Annotated in this window: 15 protein-coding genes and 2 tRNA genes; 11 read left to right on the top strand and 6 right to left on the bottom strand. The window is 59.0% G+C overall.

Annotated features, from left to right (window positions below; all coding sequences use genetic code 11):
• Positions 1 to 2 precede the first annotated feature (2 nt).
• A complete protein-coding gene (locus ETC27_RS05045) occupies positions 3 to 3,179 on the top strand; it encodes an efflux RND transporter permease subunit (RefSeq protein ID WP_136253916.1) in 3,177 nt (1,058 codons plus the stop codon).
• Between the two features lie 81 nt (positions 3,180 to 3,260).
• Here the strand turns inward: ETC27_RS05045 and ETC27_RS05040 are convergent, their stop codons facing one another.
• The gene (locus ETC27_RS05040) at positions 3,261 to 3,914 is read right to left on the bottom strand and encodes a TetR family transcriptional regulator (protein WP_136253915.1); all 654 of its coding nucleotides are present in this window, start codon (positions 3,912 to 3,914) and stop codon (positions 3,261 to 3,263) included.
• Between the two features lie 276 nt (positions 3,915 to 4,190).
• Here ETC27_RS05040 and ETC27_RS05035 point away from each other — a divergent pair, with 276 nt between their 5' ends.
• The gene (locus tag ETC27_RS05035; RefSeq protein WP_136253914.1) at positions 4,191 to 5,222 is read left to right on the top strand and encodes a succinylglutamate desuccinylase/aspartoacylase family protein; all 1,032 of its coding nucleotides are present in this window, start codon (positions 4,191 to 4,193) and stop codon (positions 5,220 to 5,222) included.
• 238 nt (positions 5,223 to 5,460) lie between these two features.
• On the opposite strand, the gene dusA is transcribed toward ETC27_RS05035, so the two are convergent.
• Entirely contained in the window at positions 5,461 to 6,483 is a 1,023-nt protein-coding gene (gene dusA / locus ETC27_RS05030) for a tRNA dihydrouridine(20/20a) synthase DusA (protein ID WP_136253913.1), read from the bottom strand.
• 501 nt (positions 6,484 to 6,984) lie between these two features.
• Positions 6,985 to 7,335: a hypothetical protein gene (locus tag ETC27_RS05025; protein WP_136253912.1), complete on the bottom strand. Its 351-nt coding sequence runs from the start codon at positions 7,333 to 7,335 to the stop codon at positions 6,985 to 6,987.
• A gap of 778 nt (positions 7,336 to 8,113) precedes the next feature.
• Here ETC27_RS05025 and ETC27_RS05020 point away from each other — a divergent pair.
• Both ETC27_RS05020 and ETC27_RS05015 read left to right on the top strand, forming a co-directional pair.
• Complete coding sequence (locus tag ETC27_RS05020) at positions 8,114 to 8,563, top strand: hypothetical protein (RefSeq protein ID WP_136253911.1); 450 nt, start codon at positions 8,114 to 8,116, stop codon at positions 8,561 to 8,563.
• A 347-nt stretch (positions 8,564 to 8,910) separates the two neighbouring features.
• A complete protein-coding gene (locus ETC27_RS05015) occupies positions 8,911 to 9,807 on the top strand; it encodes a LysR family transcriptional regulator (RefSeq protein ID WP_136253910.1) in 897 nt (298 codons plus the stop codon).
• A 106-nt stretch (positions 9,808 to 9,913) separates the two neighbouring features.
• Here the strand turns inward: ETC27_RS05015 and ETC27_RS05010 are convergent, their stop codons facing one another.
• Positions 9,914 to 10,654, bottom strand: a complete 741-nt coding sequence (locus ETC27_RS05010) for an SDR family NAD(P)-dependent oxidoreductase (protein WP_136253909.1) — start codon at positions 10,652 to 10,654, stop codon at positions 9,914 to 9,916.
• Positions 10,655 to 10,822: 168 nt separating this feature from the next.
• On the opposite strand from ETC27_RS05010, the gene gltX reads away from it, so the two are divergent.
• The 3 genes from gltX to ETC27_RS04995 all read left to right on the top strand — a co-directional run bounded on the left by gltX (position 10,823) and on the right by ETC27_RS04995 (position 12,564).
• Entirely contained in the window at positions 10,823 to 12,301 is a 1,479-nt protein-coding gene (gene gltX / locus ETC27_RS05005; RefSeq protein ID WP_136253908.1) for a glutamate--tRNA ligase, read from the top strand.
• A gap of 79 nt (positions 12,302 to 12,380) precedes the next feature.
• Positions 12,381 to 12,456, top strand: a tRNA-Ala gene (locus ETC27_RS05000).
• A gap of 32 nt (positions 12,457 to 12,488) precedes the next feature.
• Positions 12,489 to 12,564, top strand: a tRNA-Glu gene (locus ETC27_RS04995).
• Between the two features lie 744 nt (positions 12,565 to 13,308).
• Here the strand turns inward: ETC27_RS04995 and ETC27_RS04990 are convergent.
• The gene (locus tag ETC27_RS04990) at positions 13,309 to 14,193 is read right to left on the bottom strand and encodes an NAD(P)-dependent oxidoreductase (protein ID WP_136253907.1); all 885 of its coding nucleotides are present in this window, start codon (positions 14,191 to 14,193) and stop codon (positions 13,309 to 13,311) included.
• Between the two features lie 166 nt (positions 14,194 to 14,359).
• Positions 14,360 to 15,649 (bottom strand): citrate synthase, encoded by a 1,290-nt coding sequence (locus tag ETC27_RS04985; RefSeq protein WP_136253906.1) that lies wholly within the window; start codon positions 15,647 to 15,649, stop codon positions 14,360 to 14,362.
• A 405-nt stretch (positions 15,650 to 16,054) separates the two neighbouring features.
• On the opposite strand from ETC27_RS04985, the gene sdhC reads away from it, so the two are divergent.
• From sdhC to ETC27_RS04965, 4 genes are read left to right on the top strand one after another with little or no spacing between them, the layout of a single operon-like run.
• Entirely contained in the window at positions 16,055 to 16,432 is a 378-nt protein-coding gene (gene sdhC, locus ETC27_RS04980) for a succinate dehydrogenase, cytochrome b556 subunit (protein ID WP_136253905.1), read from the top strand.
• Positions 16,426 to 16,773 (top strand): succinate dehydrogenase, hydrophobic membrane anchor protein, encoded by a 348-nt coding sequence (gene sdhD / locus ETC27_RS04975; RefSeq protein WP_136253904.1) that lies wholly within the window; start codon positions 16,426 to 16,428, stop codon positions 16,771 to 16,773. Before sdhC ends, sdhD begins: the two co-directional genes overlap by 7 nt.
• A 3-nt stretch (positions 16,774 to 16,776) precedes the next feature.
• Positions 16,777 to 18,549, top strand: a complete 1,773-nt coding sequence (gene sdhA / locus ETC27_RS04970; RefSeq protein WP_136253903.1) for a succinate dehydrogenase flavoprotein subunit — start codon at positions 16,777 to 16,779, stop codon at positions 18,547 to 18,549.
• Between the two features lie 11 nt (positions 18,550 to 18,560).
• The gene (locus ETC27_RS04965) at positions 18,561 to 19,271 is read left to right on the top strand and encodes a succinate dehydrogenase iron-sulfur subunit (protein WP_136253902.1); all 711 of its coding nucleotides are present in this window, start codon (positions 18,561 to 18,563) and stop codon (positions 19,269 to 19,271) included.
• The last annotated feature ends 27 nt before the right edge of the window (positions 19,272 to 19,298 follow it).

Here is a 19,298-nt window from a genome sequence, read left to right as displayed (position 1 = left end):
CCATGACGTTTTCCGATTTCTTCATCCGGCGGCCGGTATTTGCCACCGTGCTGTCGGTGATCATTGCCCTGGTAGGCATCATGGCGCTTCGTGTGCTGCCCATCGAGCAGTATCCGAGCGTGGTGCCGCCGACGGTCTCGGTCAAGGCCAGCTATCCGGGGGCCGATGCCGAGACGGTGTCGCAGACCGTGGCCGCGCCGCTTGCCCAGGCGATCAATGGCGTCGAGGACATGCTCTACATGAACTCGACCACCGCCGACAACGGCTCGTTGTCGATGAGCATCGCCTTTGCGATCGGTTCGGACGGCGATACCAACACCATCAACGTCAACAATCGCGTTCAGCAGACGTTGTCGCAGCTTCCTGAATCGGTGCAGGCGCAAGGGGTGACGGTCGAGCTGAGTTCCAGCAGCATCCTGATGGTGCTGGGTCTGACCTCGCCGCAGAATGACTACAGCAATATCTTCATGCAGAACTACGCGACCCTCAATATCCTCGACGAGCTGCGCCAGGTGCCTGGCGTGGGCAGTGCCGAGGTACTGGGGGGCGGCGAGTTCGCCATGCGTATCTGGCTCAACCCGGACAAACTGGCCGAGTACGACATGACACCGGCCGAGGTGGCCGATGCGGTCAGCTCCCAGAATACCGAGGTGGCGGCCGGGGGGCTTTCGAAGACGCCGCAGGGCGAGTCGCGAGCCTATAGCTACACCATTACCGCGCCCGGGCGCATGCAGAATGCCGATCAATTCCGTGACATCATCCTGCGCACCAACCCGGACGGCTCGGCGCTGCGACTGGATGACGTGGCGCGTATCGAACTGGGAGCCTCTTCCTACAATATCGATGCGCGACTGAACGGCGGCACCATGACGCCGATCATGATCAATCAGCAGCCGGGTGCCAATGCGCTGGAAACGGCCAAGCAGGTGGTCGCCACCATGGACCGCCTCAAGGAGCGCTTCCCGCCGGGACTCGAGTACGAGGTGCCCTATGACACCACGCTGTTCATCGATGCGTCGGTGAAAACCGTGGAGCATACCTTCATCGAGGCCTTCCTGATCGTTGCCGCGATAGTGCTGATCTTCCTGCAGAACTGGCGGACCACGGTGATCGCCATGTCGGTGGTACCGGTCTCGGTGGTGGGCACCTTCGCCGGACTCTATCTGTTTGGTTTCTCGATCAACCTGTTGTCGCTGTTTGCGCTGGTGCTGGCCATCGGCATCGTGGTCGATGACGCCATTCTGGTAGTGGAAAACGTCGAGCGGATCCTCGAGGAAGACCCCAATATCACGATTCTGGCGGCCACGAGCCGGGCCATGAAGGAGGTGGGCGGCCCGGTCATCGCGACCTCGCTGATCATGTCGGCGGTCTTCGTGCCGGTGGCCTTCCTTGGCGGCTTCACCGGGCAGATCTATCAGCAGTTCGCCTTGACCATCGCGGTGTCGGTGGCGATCTCGGCGGTGGTGGCGCTGACGTTCACGCCAGCGATGTGCGCGATCTTTGTGCGCCACAAATCGCGTCATCCGCAGTCCCGGCTGGTCAGGGGCCTGACCGCGCCGTTGCGCGGCTTCGATCGCGGCTTTGCCGCCATCACCCGTGGCTATCTATGGCTGGTGGATCTGCTGGTCAAACGCTGGGTGCTGGCGCTGGCGTTAGGGGTCGCGACCTGCGTGGGCTCCTATGCGCTTTACGAGCGTACCCCGACCTCGCTGGTGCCGGAGACCGACCAGGGCATGGTACTGGCCAGCGTCACGCTTCCCGAAGCGGCGTCACTCGAGCGCACCCAGGATTACATGGCAACGCTCAGCGACAAGATCGAGCAGGTGCCCGCGGTACGCTACGTGGCCGCCGTGGCGGGATATGACATGCTCTCCAGTGCGGTCAATAGCGCCCGTGGCATCATGTTCATCGCCATGGAACCCTGGGCCGAGCGTGACATGAGCGCCACCCAGCTGATCGGCCAGATCATGCAGTTCGGTGCCGGCATCGATGGCGGCAAGACGATGGCCTTTAACCTGCCGCCGATCATCGGCCTGTCGACCACCGGGGGGTTCACCGGCTACCTGCAGTCTTACGAAGGGGCCAATGCGCAGGAACTCTATCAGGCCTCGATGAAGGTGATGCAGGCGGCGAATCAGCGTCCTGAGCTTAACCGAGTGTTCACCACCTACAACGCCAATGTGCCGTCCTATCGTGCCGATATCGATCGCGAGAAAGCGCTGAGCTATGGCGTATCACTGGACGATCTGTACACGACGCTGTCGAATACGTTGGGCAGTGGCTTCGTTAACTACTTCTCGTATCGTAGCCGTAACTTCCAGGTCTACATGCAGAATGAGGCGGAGTTCCGCCAGACCCCGGACGCCCTGGATCAGATCTTCGTGCGTGGCGGCGATGGCAACCGCATCCCGCTGTCCGAGTTCGTGACCCTCGAGCGCGAGTCCACGGCCTCGGTGATGACGCGCTTCAACGTCTACCCGGCGGCGCAGTTCCAGGGGGGGCCGGCCGAGGGCTACAGTTCAGGCCAGGCGGTCGCGGCCATGCAGGACGTGGTTAAGGATACGCTTGGCGATGGCTGGGGCATGGGCTGGACCGGTACCGCCTATCAGGAAACCAGTGCCGGCAATGCGGCCACGCTGGCGGTGGTGTTCGGTATCGTCATGATCATGCTGATCCTGGCGGCTCAGTACGAGAGCTGGTCGCTGCCGCTTGCCGTGATCACCGCCGTGCCCTTTGCCTTCCTGGGGGCCATCGGCGGCATCGTGTTGCGTGGGCTGGATATCAGCGTCTATGTCGAGATCGGTATGCTGGTGGTCGTAGGTCTTGCGGCCAAGAATGCCATCATGATCGTCGAGTTTGCCGAGCTGCAGCGCAAGGAGCATGGCAAGTCGATCCGCGAGGCGGCCATGATTGCCTCCGAGCTGCGTTTCCGTCCGATCGTGATGACCTCGCTGGCGTTCATCTTCGGTACCCTGCCGCTTGCCACCGCTACCGGGGCCAGCGACACCAGCAGTCAGCACATCGGGACCACCGTTGCGGTGGGCATGGCCTCGGTGGCCGTGCTGGCAAGCCTGTTCGTGCCGACCTACTACGCGATGATCGCCCATGTGCAGCAGTGGCTGGCCGAGAAGCGTGGTAAACATCATGACGAGCGGTCGCTGGAACAGCAGCACGACTGATCGCGTTCACGTGATGACAGGACAAGGCCGCTTCCTTCGGGAAGCGGCCTTTTTCTTTAGTAGAACACGGTCGTGAGGGGCTCAGGCGTGGCTGGCGGCCGGATCTGTTGGGGGGAGGGGCGCATCACGTGACAGCAGGTCGAGCAGATTGTCGATGATCACTCGGCCACGTTCGGTGAGGGAGTATTCCTCTGGCGTGCGCAGCCAGTCATGCAGCATGCCGCCGATGGTGTATTCCATCATCTGTGCGGCCCGAATGGCATCGATGTTGGGTGCGAGCTGTCCGGATTGCTCGGCCATCTGGAAGTGGCGCAGCATCGAGGCGTAGCAATCCTGGGCCATCTTGTGCTGCATCTCGAGCGGGTCGATATCACTGAAAAACTCGCAGCGGTGCAGGATGATCGAGAGGACGCGACGATGACGTGGCTGCTCGATACGCAGCAAGGCGTGTCGGAGCGTCAGGCGAATGGTTTCGAGGGGAGTGCGGCCTTGTTGAGGCGCCTCGAGTTCGAGTGTCAGCTCCTCGAAGGGCAGGTGTACCCGGTCGATCATGGCATGAAAAAGATCCGCCTTGTTCTTGAAGTGCCAATAGACGGCGCCTCGGGTCATGCCAGCATGACGGGCGATCTGCTCGAGAGTGGTGCGGGCAACGCCTTTCTCGAAGAAGATATCTTCGGCGGCGCTCAACAGTGCCTCGCGTGTCGCTTCGGCGTCGGCTTTGGTCTTTCGGGCCATAAGGAAGGCAGGATTCTTGATCACAGGAAAGGTAGCGCTATTCTAGCGCAATGAGCACCTGCTTACATGCATGTATGTATAAATTATGGTCGCATGCAGAGCGCGTCAGGCTCGTCATAGCCGCCCTGAAGGCGTATAACGTCCTGCATCAGGAAACACTGTTTTCAAAGATGCACTCGACCCGGATAGCGCGTGCATGATGCGCTGGATGCAGGCGGCCCACATTTGCCTTGGGCCACCCTCGTTTGCCTCGATTATCCAAAGGAAGATATGCCCATGGCTCGTGCCCCCTTCGAACTCGCCGGTGTCAGAGTGGCGCCCGGTTCCCGTGCACAGATCGATGTGCCGGTCGCCAAGCTGTACACCCATGCACCGCTGCATATTCCTGTCGAGGTGGTGCATGGTCGCCAGCCCGGTCCCACGCTGCTGGTCTGCGGTGCTATCCATGGCGACGAGATCAACGGCGTCGAGATCGTGCGCCGACTGCTGCGTTCCAAGGGGTTGCAGGGCCTGCGTGGCACGCTGATCGCGGTGCCTATCGTCAACGTCTTCGGTTTCGTTCAGCACACCCGCTACCTGCCGGACCGGCGTGATCTCAATCGCTGTTTCCCGGGCAGCGAATCTGGTTCGCTGGGTTCGCGAGTGGCGGCCTTGTTCCGCGAGCAGATCGTCGATCAGGCCACCCATATTATCGACCTGCACACAGGCGCTATCCATCGCACGAACCTGCCGCAGATACGCGCTCAGCTGACGCCGGGTAGCGAAACCGAGGCCATTGCCATGGCGTTTGGTGTGCCGGTCATCCTCAATGCCGAGCTGCGCGAGGGAAGCCTGCGTCACTATGCCCAGAATCGCGGTGTGCCGGTGCTGACCTACGAGGCCGGCGAGGCGTTGCGCTTCGATGAGTGGGCGATTGCGCCCGGCGTGCGTGGCGTGCGTCGCGTGATGCGGGCCATCGGCATGCTGGCAAGCGATCGTCGTCGTGCGACGCCGCGTCCCGCTGAAGTCGCCAATGGTTCGAGTTGGGCGCGAGCGCCGATCGATGGCATCTTGCGGCCCAAAGTGCACCTGGGGACCCGCGTTGCCAAGGGCGAAGTGCTCGGCAAGGTGGCCGACCCGTTCGGCAATTCGGAAGAAGAGGTTCGGGCACCGGCCGATGGCATTGTCATCGGCATGGGGAATCTACCGCTTGCCAATGAAGGGGAGGCGCTTTTTCACGTGGCACGCTTCGATGCGATTGAGGAAGCCGAAAGCGCCGTCGAGACCTTTCAGTCTGACTACGATCCCTCTCCCGACGGCATGTCCTAGGCAATGTCTGAAAAGTACTGCGCTCGCCCATACGGCGTTAAAAATCGGCTCAAGATGCTCATTTACACCCCGTAAACTCCGCTCTTTCGCCAATTTTTGCCTTGTCTGGCCTTCGCTCGTCGACTTTTCAGACAAAGCCTAGCATCAGCCAGGTGTCATGCCCCTGGCCAGGCCAGACGCTATGTCGCTCAACGCCAGCCGTCCATGGCCTTTGCCGGCTGGCGGCTCAGTGCTGGTGTCAGGCTGGCTGGGCCAAGCGTTCTTCAGAGACAAGCGAGAGCGCTTCGTCGAAGACCTCAAGGCCGGCGCCGTCGCGATGGGCGTTTTCCGAGAGGTGACGGCGGAAGCGACGACCCCCGGCACACCCCTGGAACAGTCCCAGCAGGTGGCGGGTAATATGGTTGAGCTTGGCACCCTCAGCCAGCCGTGCGGCGATGTAGGGCCGAAACGCGCGGGCCGCGTCATGGCGGCTGGCGGCGGGTCCCTGTTGGCCATAAAGCGCCTCGTCGACGCCTGCCAGCAGCCACGGGTTCTGGTAGGCCTCGCGTCCGATCATCACGCTGTCGACATGACCGAGATGGGCACGGCATTCGTCCAGTGTCTTGATACCGCCATTGATGCCGATATGCAGCTCGGGACGCTGCTGCTTCAAACGATGCACGCGGCCGTAGTTGAGCGGCGGCACGTCGCGGTTCTGCTTGGGCGACAGGCCTTCGAGCCAGGCCTTGCGAGCATGCAGGGTGAATACCTCACAGCCGGCGGCGGCGACGTCGTCGATGAAGCGCTCGAGATCCGCGTCCTCGTCCTGATCGTCGATGCCGATGCGGCACTTCACCGTCACCGGGATTGACACCGCCGCCTGCATCGCCTTGACCGCCGCGGCGACCTTGTCCGGATGCGCCATGAGGCAGGCCCCGATCAGGTTATTCTGCACCCTGTCGCTTGGGCAGCCGACGTTCAGGTTGACCTCGTCGTAGCCCCAGGCCTCGGCGATGGCCGCGCATTCGGCGAGCTCGCCCGAATCGCTGCCACCAAGCTGTAGCGCCAAGGGGTGCTCCACGTCGTCATAGCCTAGAAAGCGCTCACGGGGGCTGCCATGCAGTATCGCCCCGGTCGTCACCATCTCGGTATACAGCAGGGTGTGATGGCTAAGCGTTCGCGCGAACGCCCGATAATCGCGGGTCGTCCAATCCATCATCGGCGCGACGGAGAAGGTGCGATCCAGAGGTGTAGAGTTCGTCGCGTTGTCCAGATCAGTCATAACGGTCCAGGTCAGTCATCACGTTGCGGTGTTGTGGCGGTCTTCTGCTATCGATGCCACGCAGCATGATCGCGAGGGCTCGCCTTTGCTGAAGGATCGGGCGTTTCGGGGCGATGCGGCGAGCACGTCGTGAAAGAGGGCGTATTCTCCCATACCTGCTTGTCAGGTGCATGCTTGGCTGGCTGATGGCTGATGGCTGATGGCTGATGGCTGATGGCTACGGCTAATGGCGGGACATATTCTGATCGTTGCCCTGGCATGGCAGGGGGCATCGAGTGCACCTTTATAGCGCGGACTACCAAGCGTCGGTCATTTCACGATGATGGCGTCTATAACGCGGAACGCTTGCCAGCACCCAAGCGGCCTTAGCGGTGATATCGCGTACTCGGCTCTTGGATTGATGTAGGTTTAATGCCAAGCAAATCCTGATGCGCGCTATTGTCGATAACCTACCGGATTGCCTGCAGGCAGTGGTCGCCTGACTTTTTAGTGCGAAACGTATTAAAGGCGCTCGATGTTTACCAGGTGACCGATGATGGGGAACCCCGCCTTTTTGGCTGCCTCTTCTGCTTCCATCTGGGCTTCCAGACGAGAAATGCTGCTGGAGCGGTGCTCGAAGATGGTATCGAGTTCCAGGCGTTTGGTGCGCACGGCAAGCTTCACCAGGTGGCCTGTCTTGTAGGATTCAACCTGCTGCTTGGTGGGGCGCTGAGGCTTACTGGGTTGCTTTGCAGGGGCGGTGGCTTGATTAGCGGCCTGAGCCAGGCGTTTGGCTCTTTCTTTTTCGCTGTTATCTTGGAATGCATCGATTTCACGACGCATGCTTTCTTCAAAATCGCTTAAACTACTCATAATGTGTGCACGTTTCCTAGTGACATGTCATTTACCACTATATGGGTTAGTGGTGTCTTGTTCATGATCTGTATTTATCAAGACTCTACATTATCGGTGGCCAAGTCTTAGTGGGCTTGGAGATGGCTTGATGAACACGGTCAATATGTTTCTTGGTAGTGCTTGTTTATATTCCAGCTTGGTGATTAATCGACGTTCATAATAATATTTGGTCTTTCTCTAGACTCTAGATGATGGATAATGTTGCCAACCAACACTTGCAACCTAAGGGGGCATCTTCCAAGGTCATGGGCCGACGATATGGCGTTCAGGTGTCAGTAGGTACATGCCGTATGTGTATCACACCATGAGTATCGTTAACTAGATGGGAATGCCATGCAGCATTGGCGCTAGCGCGAGGCAAGCGCTGCTTATCTAGAGCCATTGGGCCGAGATGGTATGATGATCCTCTGACGATACATGACCCTTGACTCTTTGGCTACTCCCTGCCGAAGCGCGATGAATGAATCTTGGCTTAGGTGTTGTATGCGGGTATTTGCCACGCATATTTTGCTGCCATGTGAATTCAGGCATTCGCGATGATGGATACTAGGCGTCAGAATGTCTGTAAGGAAACGGTCGGATAGAGGCAGATATGCATGATGATGCCAGAAAGATGCTAAGGCGGCCGCCGCATTGGAAGGCTGGCGCCCTTAGTCTCGTATTAATGTGGGGGATGGCTGGTTGCGATCAGAGCTCGGCGCCGTCGACCGGCGAGCAGCGAGAAGAGACAGCCCCCATGCAGAATGAGACAGCATCATCGGTGCAGGGGAATGTCACCACTGAGACTCAAGAGACGCCCGAACCGCTCTCCGAGCCCGTCAGCATGACGGTGACGACGGAATTGACGGAGTCTCGGCGTCTTGAAGTCACGGGACGTACCAACCTGCCCGAAGAGGCCCGCTTAGAGGTGCTACTAGAGCGTCATGCCAGTGGCGTCAATTGGCAAATTCGGACCCAGGTACGCGACGGAGGATTCGTGGTGGGGCCGTTAGGCCCTGGGAGTGGCCTGGTGGGCGGGCGCTACGTGATTCGTGTCAGGATGCCGGTGGCTGATGTCCAGCCGAATGCGGTCAAGGCGCGTATTGGTGAGCGCGGAGAACACTTGAAGGGGCCGCTGGTCGCTCGCTCACCTCATGGGCTGGGTAATATCGTCGAATTTAGCAGCGACTACCTGTTCGACGGCTAGCAGCCTTGTTGGGTGGGGCGAATAGAGGGGGGTTGAGCCTGGTGCAATAGCCATGCGATAGGCACATAAGTGGGTTAGGCACTTACACGGGATAGGCACATAAAAGAAATGCGCGCCGGTTTAGCCGGTCACGCAAAAAAAGAAATGCACTGAAGGCGACATCCAGGCGATGGCGGGATTGCCTTTGCCTGATGACGTTGTCGTCTCCAAGGTGGCGATTCGAACACTGCCCTGGAGACGCTCGTGCAGTATAGGGATTCGGCCTTTGCGGAATAAGTGGGTACAATCGAAAACCAGTGTTTCCATTTTGGAAACGAATGCCTGTGACATTCTGTGAGGAGCCGAGGATGGCGGTACTCGATGCGCTTAGGGTCTTCGTTGAGGTCGTAAGAGCCGGCAGTTTTACCGCGGCCTCACGCCGGCTGGGGATTTCCAAGTCCATGGCGTCCAAGCGAGTCGCGGCGCTGGAAGATGAACTGGGGGTCAACCTCCTGCATCGCTCGACCCGTTCGTTGCACCTCACCGAGGCGGGCCAGATCTATTACGAGCATGGTCTGCGGATACGTGAGGAGCTGGATGCCGCCGAAGCCCAGGTGCAATCGGTCACGGCGCGGCCGAGAGGGCAGCTCAAGATCAGTGCTCAGGTCAGTTTCGGTTTCATGTACCTGGCAGCGCCCACCACTGCCTTCATGCGCCGCTATCCCGATGTGGCGGTCGAGATTCTGCTCGAGGACCAGCGCTTCGAGCCCATTGACGATGCCGTCGATCTGGCGATCCGCATGGGCCCTCTGCCACCGTCGAGTCTTGTCTCGCGGCCGCTGTGCAAGGTGGTCTATGGTCTCTATGCAGCGCCTGAGTACCTGGCGAGAGTCGCCGACCCCATGCATCCCCGGGATATCCGCGATCACGACACCATCTTCTATGGCAATTACGACCTGGGCGCTCATTGGCGCTTCTCGCTCAACGGTCAGCCCCTGGATATCGAGCCTCAATCGCGTCTGGTGATCAATAACCTGCTGGGCGTGGTAGAAGCGGCCAAGGCCGGCTTTGGTCTAGCTTATCTGCCGACCTTCGCTGCCCGCTCGGCCGTCGCCGAAGGCCAGCTGGTGCCACTTCTGCAGCCTTACTGGAACGAGCATGGCAGCATGCTGGTACTGTTTCGCTCGCGAAAGTACCTGCCGGACAAGACCCGCACTTACCTGGATTTCATCACCGACTGGTTCCGTGAGCACCTGGACTTGTAGGTGTCGTGCTTGGTGACGGTCAATTGAGGAAGAGATGACGCCTAGAAGCGGCGACCTCTTTGGTCGCGCCTGGGTCATTCGACAATCGACTCGCACCCTTCACTCTTTACCAGGGAATCGGTTCACCGGCCCAATCCCAGAAGCTGCCACTATCGGCGGGAGTACGGTCATTCATTACCTCAAGCAGATGCTCGGCGACAAAAGACGGCGTGAACAGCTTGCCGTCTGGCACCCTGGCCTGGAAAGGCTCGGACAGTGCGGTATCGGTGGTACCAGGATGCAGGTTAAGCAGAATAGCCTGCTTGTTGAGGCGCTTCAGTTCGACGCTCGCCCCCTTGAGCAGCATGTTATGGGCCGCTTTGCTGGCGCGGTAGGCGTACCAGCCGCCTAGCCCGTTGTCGCCGATCGAGCCGACCCGTGCCGAGAGACTGGCGAAGATGGCCGGGTGCTTGCCTTTAAGCGAAGGCGACAGCGTTTTCAGCAGCATCGCTGGGGTCGCCGCATTGACATAAAAAAGATGCTCGAGGGCCGCGAAGCTCAAATCGTCGAGCTTCTTCTCGGGCGCGATACCGCGTTTTTCGTCATGCAGGGTGCCGATGGCATTGAAGATCAGGTGGACCTTGGTGGCCTCAAGGTGAGCGGCCAGCGTCGCAAGACCTTCGTCGGTGGTGATATCCAGCGCTAGGTGGACAAGGCGCGGATCATCATGCTCAAGCGCCTGTCGCGAGACGGCAATCACATGCCCGGGACGGTGGCTTGCCAGTAGTGCCTCGAGCATGGCACGGCCAATGCCGCCCCCGGCGCCGGTAATCACGGCAGTGAAGTCGTCGGGAAGATGTTTGAGCATGAGTGCGTCCTTGTCGTGGTTGGTCAAGCAAGCGATAGGGGCGATGCATCACGTGTTCACAGGGGGTTGGTTATGGACTCGGCGGGTCACAAATGATTCCCGGCTGATGGGGAGCGGGGGAGTGCGTATAATGCCCGCCAGGTTTCCTCTTCATATGGATCGATCGACATGACCGTACGTACCCGTATCGCGCCGTCTCCGACTGGCGATCCCCACGTGGGCACTGCCTACATCGCGCTGTTCAATCTTTGCTTTGCCCGCGCACATGGCGGTCAGTTTATTCTGCGCATTGAGGATACCGATCGCGAACGCTCTACCGCCGAGTCAGAGCAGATGATCCTCGATTCCCTGCGCTGGCTGGGGCTTGACTGGGACGAGGGCCCGGATGTCGGCGGTCCTCATGGCCCGTATCGTCAGAGTGAGCGCGGCGATATCTATGCCGAGTATGCTCGCAAGCTGCTCGATACCGGACATGCCTTCAAGTGCTATCGCACCAGCGATGAACTGGATGAGCTTCGCGAGTCACGTAAGGCGGCCGGCCAGCACATGGCCCTCAAACCGGACGACCTCGCGCTGCCAGCCGAGGAACAGGCACGGCGCGAAGCCGAGGGCTGGCCCTATGTCGTGCGCATGCACGTGCCCAGCGAAGGCACCTGCGTGGTCGAGGACATGCTGCGTGGCACGATCGAAGTCGAATGGGTGCAGGTTGACGCACAGATCCTGCTCAAGTCCGACGGCATGCCGACTTACCATCTGGCCAATGTGGTCGATGACCACCTGATGGGCATTACGCATGTGTTGCGCGGTGAGGAATGGATCAACTCGGCACCCAAGCATCAGTTGCTCTATGAGTATTTCGGCTGGCCGATGCCGACCCTTTGTCACATGCCGCTGCTGCGTAACCCCGACAAGTCGAAGCTTTCCAAGCGCAAGAACCCGACCTCGATCAACTATTATCGTCGTATGGGCTTTTTGCCTCAGGCGGTGACCAACTATCTGGGACGCATGGGCTGGTCGATGCCCGACGAGCGCGAAAAATTCAGCCTCGACGAGATGATGGCGCATTTCGACATCCAGCGTGTGTCGTTGGGTGGCCCGGTCTTCGATCTGGAGAAACTGACCTGGCTCAACGGCGTCTATATTCGCGAGGATCTGGACGATACCGCCTTGTTACAGGCGCTGCGTGACTGGGCGTTTAATGAGGACTATGTTCGCCAGATTCTGCCCCAAGTGCGCCCACGGGTGGATACGCTGTCTCAGGTCATGCCGCTGGCGGGCCATTTCTTCTCGGGCCTGCCCACCATTGACGAGGCGAGCTTCTCGAGCGTCAAGATGGAGCGCGATGAGTTGGTCAAGCTCCTGCAGTTCCTGGTCTGGCGTCTCGAGGGAGTGGCCCGCTGGGACAAGGAATCGCTGTTGGCCGAGGTCAAGCTGCTGGGCGAGCATTTTGAGCTCAAGATGAAAGCCTTCCTGGCGCCAGTGTTCATTGCGATTACTGGTTCGGCAACTTCGACCTCGGTCATGGATGCCATGGCGATCCTGGGCTCTGACATGACCCGCGCTCGTTTGCGTCATGCGATTGAGGTGTTGGGGGGGGTGTCGAAGAAACAAGCCAAGCGCCTCGAGAAGGAATTTCGCGAGCTGTAGGTCGGCCCGCTAAAATTATCGGAATGTCTTGACGATAACGAGGCGTGTGAGTACTATACGCCTCGTTCTCGAGAGACACGGGGCCTTAGCTCAGCTGGGAGAGCGCAACACTGGCAGTGTTGAGGTCAGCGGTTCGATCCCGCTAGGCTCCACCAGTCTCGAAAGAAACGAATACGGGTTACGATGCGTCCCATTCGTCTAGTGGTCCAGGACACTGCCCTTTCACGGCAGTGACAGGGGTTCGAACCCCCTATGGGACGCCACCCGATTCTCCTACAGCAGTTGTCAGCATAAAAGATCAGACGCTTATAGCGTCTTTTTTTGTCGCTGTTATTCCGTCTGCCCCCTTCTTCTGCACTTGACCGACACCGTCTTGGTGGTTGCTGGTCTCATCCTCCTCGCTAGATCCTTCGTTGGCGCTTTTCGACGATTTCGCCTTCTTGATGCTTGACATAGACGTCGAGTTGTCCACGTCCCCCTCGATGGGCTGATGCCTTGTGTATAATTCTTATACTCTTCAACCCCGAGCATGACTTTTCTAATAAAACCATGTAAATCAAGTAGTTAATATTGATTAAAAAATGATCAATCTGAGCGTAACCCCGCTGTCATGGTGGCTGCTGGCAGTTTTCTCAAGGTTTTGAACAGACTTATCCACAGAAAGTGTGGAAAACGCGGCAAGGCCCGGGTACAGCCGGGTTGCCAGAGGTGGTGGCAGGGGAAAACCGTGTTCGAAGAGCCGCTTATTCGCGCGCCAGCTCGACAATTGATGCTTAAAGGCTTCGACAGAAATTGTGCAGAACCGATGGCTGCCTTGAGTCTGTCAGTCGTGTCTGGAGGTATGCTAAGAGGGTGGCGATGTCGTGACGTCGCTTGCTCAGGTGGGAGTATTGATCGGATCAGGGTGAAGACGGAGGGGGAATGCCTCAATGCGGCCCGAGCGTTATCGGGCCTTGGGTATCGCTTGAGCGAAGGGATGCGTCAGAACGCGGCTCTGGCGCGTGACGTCAGTCACGGCGCAGTCGCTTGAGAAGTGATGAGGTATCCCAGCGGCCGCCGCCCATTGCCTGGATGTCGCCGTAGAATTGATCGACCAGCGCGGTAACCGGCAGTCGGGCATCGAGCTCGCGAGCCTGGTCGAGGCAGATGGCTAGGTCCTTGCGCATCCAGTTGACGGCGAAGCCGTGGTCATACTCATTGTCGATCATGGTCTTGTGACGATTCTCCATCTGCCAGGAGCCGGCAGCACCCTGGGAGATCACCTCGATGACCTGCTCGCGGTCGAGTCCGGCCTGCTCAGCAAAGTGCAGGCCTTCGGCGAGTCCTTGTACGAGACCGGCGATACAGATCTGATTGACCATTTTGGTCATTTGGCCGCTTCCAGCGGGGCCGAGCAGATTCAATGCCCTGGCGTAGATATCAAGCACACGCTGGACGCGTTTGAAATCCCTTTCCTCGCCGCCGCACATGATCGTCAGCGCCCCTTTCTCGGCACCCTGCTGGCCGCCTGACACCGGGGCATCGATAAAGGCGACACCCTGCGCTTGGCAGGCCTCGTCGAGTTCGCGGGCCAGGTTGGCCGAGGCGGTGGTGTGGTCGACCAGCACCGCCCCTTTGTGCATGCCGTGCAGGGCGCCATCCTCTCCCCGCGTGACCTGGTGCACGTCGTCATCGTTGCCCACGCATACCAGTACCAGATCGGCTCCCTCGGCGGCTTGTCGGGGTGTGGCGTGGTAACTTCCTGCGTATTCTTTTGTCCAGGCCTCGGCTTTGGTCGCGGTTCGGTTATAGACGCGCACTGTGTAGCCTTGCTTGGCCAGATGTCCGGCCATGGGATAGCCCATGACGCCAAGGCCAATGAAGCTGATGGTCTGAATGGCAGTATCACTCATGTGGATCTCCTATGGATTGAGGGTGCCGCACTTGCTTCGACAATCCGGTTTGACGACCCGGCTCGACAGTGTGTCTCGACGAACAGTAGCGGCATACGCCGGTAGGCCGTTACAAAAAGAGGCCGCCCGTGGGCGACCTCTTTCATGACGGCATGACCCTACCGGTTTACTCGGTAGGGTAGTCGCGCTTTTCGTAGCCAGTGTAGAGCTGGCGCGGGCGGCCGATCTTATAGTCGCCACTGCTGATCATCTCGTTCCAGTGAGAGATCCAGCCAATGGTGCGTGATACGGCAAAGATCACGGTGAACATGTTGGTCGGGATGCCGATCGCCTTGAGGATGATCCCGGAATAGAAGTCGACGTTCGGGTAGAGCTTGCGCTCGATGAAGTATTCGTCTTCCAGGGCGATTTGCTCGAGGCGCTTGGCAATCTTGAGTTGTGGGTCGTCGGCCATGCCCAGTTCGCCCAGCACCTGGTCGCAGGTTTCCTTCATTACCTTGGCGCGCGGGTCGAAGTTGCGATAGACCCGGTGACCAAAGCCCATCAGCTTGAAGGGGTCGTTCTTGTCCTTGGCGCGATCGATGAAGGCCTGGATGTTCTCCTCGGATTCATCGCCGATCTCATCGAGCATGTTCAGAACGGCTTCGTTGGCACCGCCGTGGGCTGGTCCCCAGAGGGCGGCGATGCCGGCACTGATGCAGGCGTACGGATTGGCGCCAGTAGACCCGGTCAAGCGAACGGTCGAGGTCGAAGCGTTCTGCTCATGGTCGGCATGCAGCATGAAGATGCGATCCATGGCCTTGGCGAAGACCGGGTTGATCTCGTAGTTCTCACAGGGGTTGCCGAACATCATGTACAAGAAATTCTCGGCGTAACTCAGGTCATTACGCGGATACATGAACGGCTGGCCGATGTTGTACTTGTGGCACATGGCGGCCAGCGTCGGCATCTTGGCGACCAGGCGGATCGCACTGATACGGCGATCTTCCTCGCGGGTGATGTCCATGTGATCGTGATAGAAGGCGGCGAGTCCGCCTACCACGCCACACATGATCGCCATGGGATGCGCGTCGCGACGAAAGCCCTTATAGAAGTTGGCCAGCTGTTCATGAACCATGGTGTGGCTTCGCACGGTACGCTCGAATTCCTGGTACTGCTCGTCACTTGGCAGTTCGCCGAATAGCAGCAAGTAGGAGAGCTCGGGGAAATTCGAGTGATCCGCCAGCTGATCGATCGGGTAGCCACGGTGCAGCAAGACACCATTAGCCCCGTCGATGTAGGTGATGGCTGACTGAGTGGCGGCGGTCACCATGAAGCCTGGGTCGTAAGTGAACAAGCTAGCCTCGCTGAGCTTGCGCACGTCGACCACGTCGGGGCCAGTAGTGCCGGAGTAGACCGGCAGCTCGATGGCCTCGTCCAGACCATCTATTGTCAACTGTGCTTTTCTGTCAGCCATGCTAGGCTCCTTATTGTCTGGTATCTGGCGTAAGTCCTTGACTCGCTTGAAGTGAAGGCGAAAAAAAGTTAGCCCACTATAGAAGCGATCCCAGGATTGTCAATTCGCCTTTGGGTTGGCCGCCTTGTGCATTCTTGTAGCTTCTGTACTTGTTTTGTATAATTAATGGTGCTTTGCATCATTGTGCGCCTTTCCCGGTATGGGTCAAGGCGTAACTGCTGGGGGGGTCGGATGTCGCAATTTGTCATGTTTGCGTCCAGTCCTTATAATCCACCTCGCGCGATTGGCCTATAGGTACGGTCGTGGCGACTTGGCAGACGGCCGAGCCCTTCCTCAAAACCACCGCCCGCTCGGGCTCTAGTCCCGATGCACCCCACAGCGGGCCAAGAGAGTGTGTAAAGAGCCGTGAATAGCAAACGACCCGTAAATCTCGATCTCAGCACGATCAAGTTCCCTCTCCCGGCACTAACGTCGATCACTCACCGCGTTACAGGCATCATTCTTTTCATCGGCCTGATCTTCGCCTTCTGGGCGCTGGATACGTCGTTGTCTTCCCCGCAGGGATTTGATGCTGTCAGTAATGCGATTGCCCACAACTTCCTGGCAAAGCTTATCACCTGGGGTCTGCTGTCAGCCCTGGCCTTTCATTTCGTGGCAGGTATCAAGCACCTGTTGATGGATGCCGATATTGGCGTGACCCTTGAGGGTGGTATTAAGAAAGCACAGATCACTGTGGTGGTCAGTGCCGTTCTGGTGATTCTGGCAGGAGTCTGGGTATGGTAACCAACATTACAAACTTCGGTCGCAGCGGTCTGTCTGATTGGCTGATCCAGCGCGCCTCGGCCGTCATTCTGGCGCTTTACACGCTTTTCATCGTCGGTTACCTACTGCTGCACCCGAACCTGGATTATGCCACCTGGAGCGGTCTTTTCGGCGCGACCTGGATGCGCATCTTCTCGCTGTTGGCGTTCGTGTCGATGGCAGCTCACGCCTGGATCGGTCTGTGGACGGTCACTACCGACTACATCAAGCCGACTGGCATTCGAATTAGCGCCCAGGCCGTCATTATCCTGGCGATCTTTGTTTTTCTGGTGTGGGGCGTACAAGTCCTGTGGGGGGCCTGATAAATGTCTAACATGCGTAGCCTGACCTTTGACGCAATCATCATTGGTGGCGGCGGTTCCGGCCTGCGTGCCGCCCTAGAGCTTGCGAAGTCCGGCAAGAAGACGGCGGTACTCTCCAAGGTCTTCCCGACTCGCTCGCACACGGTGTCAGCTCAGGGGGGGATTACCTGCGCGATCGCCTCCGCCGACCCCAATGATGACTGGCGCTGGCACATGTATGACACCGTCAAGGGCGGTGATTACATCGCTGACCAGGATGCGGCGGAATACATGTGTTCCGAAGGGCCGAAGGCGGTGTTCGAACTCGAGCACATGGGCCTGCCGTTCTCGCGTTTCGACAACGGTCGTATTTACCAGCGCCCGTTCGGGGGGCAGTCCAAGGACTTCGGTAAGGGCGGTCAGGCGGCTCGTACCTGTGCGGCAGCTGACCGTACCGGCCATGCGCTGCTACACACGCTCTATCAGAACAACCTGAAGAATAACACCACCTTCCTTAACGAGTGGTATGCGGTTGATCTGGTCAAGAATGCCGATGGCGACGTGGTGGGATGTATCGCCATGTGCATCGAGACCGGCGAAGTGGTGCATGTCAAATCCAAGGCCACGGTGCTTGCCACCGGTGGTGCCGGTCGTATCTATGCATCTACCACCAATGCCCTGATCAATACCGGCGACGGTATCGGCATGGCCCTGCGCGCGGGCTTCCCGATGCAGGACATGGAGATGTGGCAGTTCCATCCGACCGGCATCTATGGCGCTGGCACCCTGGTCACCGAGGGGTGTCGCGGCGAGGGTGGTTATCTGGTCAACAAGGATGGCGAGCGCTTCATGGAGCGTTACGCACCCAACGCCAAGGACCTGGCCGGTCGCGACGTGGTCGCGCGTTCCATGGTCATGGAGATTCTCGAGGGTCGGGGCTGCGGCGAGAATGGCGATCACGTCATGCTGAAGCTGGATCACTTGGGCGAAGACGTACTCGGTAAGCGCCTTCCGGGCATCGTTGAGCTGTCCAAGACCTTTGCCCACGTCGATCCGGCCAAGGAGCCGATCCCGGTCGTGCCGACCTGTCACTACATGATGGGGGGTATTCCGACCAACGTGCACGGCCAGGCGGTCATGCAGGACGAAGAGGGCAACGACCAGATCGTCAACGGCTTGTTTGCCTGTGGCGAAGCGGCCTGTGTGTCGGTTCACGGTGCCAACCGCCTGGGGGGCAACTCGCTGCTCGACCTGGTGGTATTTGGTCGCGCCGCCGGCATGTATATCGAAAGTGCGCTGAACGAGGGCATCGAGTATCTGGACGCAGCCCAATCCGACATCGATGCGGCCATGACGCGCCTCAACCGCTGGAACGAATCCAGTGGCGGTGAGTCCGTGCCAGCGCTCAAGGCTGAGCTGCAGGACATCATGCAGAGTGCCTTCGGGGTCTTCCGTCAGGAAGACAACATGCAAGAAGGCGTCAAGAAGCTCGCCGAACTGCGTGAACGTATCAATAACGCTCACTTGGGCGACAAGTCGAATGCCTTCAACACCGCGCGTGTCGAAGCCCTGGAACTCGATAATCTGATGGAAGTGGCCGAGGCCACAGCGGTCTCCGCGCTGGAGCGTAAGGAAAGCCGTGGTGCGCACTCCCGTTACGACTATCCGGATCGTGACGACGTCAATTGGCTGAAGCACTCCGTGTTTTTCCCGGCAACCAAGACGCTGGGCAAGCGCGACGTCAACTTCTCGCCGAAGACCGTCGACACCTTCGAGCCTAAAGTCCGTACCTATTAAGGGGGTCCACGATGTCCATGCTTCAGGTATCCGTCTACCGCTACAACCCGGAAACCGACTCCGCGCCCTACATGCAGGAGTTTCAGGTGGACACTCAGGGCCGCGATGTAATGGTTCTGAATGTCCTGGCCATGATCAAGGAGCAGGACAGCTCCATGGCTTATCGTCGCAGCTGCCGTGAAGGGGTCTGTGGCTCCGACGGCATGAACATGAACGGCAAGAACGGCCTGGCCTGCATCACGCCGCTTTCTGAAGTGGTCAAGGGCGGTAAGCTGACACTACGTCCGCTGCCTGGGCTGCCGGTCATCCGTGACCTAGTTGTCGACATGGCGCTGTTCTACAAGCAGTACGAGCGCATTCAGCCGTATCTGCAGAACGATAATCCCGAGCCTGCTATCGAGCGTCTTCAGTCGCCGGAAGATCGCGACAAGCTCGACGGCCTGTACGAGTGCATCCTGTGCGCCTGCTGCTCGACGTCCTGCCCGTCGTTCTGGTGGAATCCTGACAAGTTCGTCGGTCCGGCCGGTCTGCTGCAGTCTTATCGCTTCCTGGCCGACTCGCGCGACGAAGCGACCAGTGAACGTCTCGCTGAGCTTGAGGATCCGTTCAGCGTCTTCCGCTGCCGCGGGATCATGAACTGCGTGGCAGTTTGCCCGAAGGGCCTCAACCCGACACGGGCGATTGGCAAGATCCGCGAGATGCTGCTGGCGAATGCTACTTAAATCGTCGCGCTCGTCTTGCTATCATGG

The organism is Onishia niordana, assembly GCF_004798965.1.
Classification (GTDB): domain Bacteria; phylum Pseudomonadota; class Gammaproteobacteria; order Pseudomonadales; family Halomonadaceae; genus Onishia; species Onishia niordana.
Note: the sequence above shows the minus strand (reverse complement) of the source record. Positions and strands in the feature narration are given on the sequence as shown.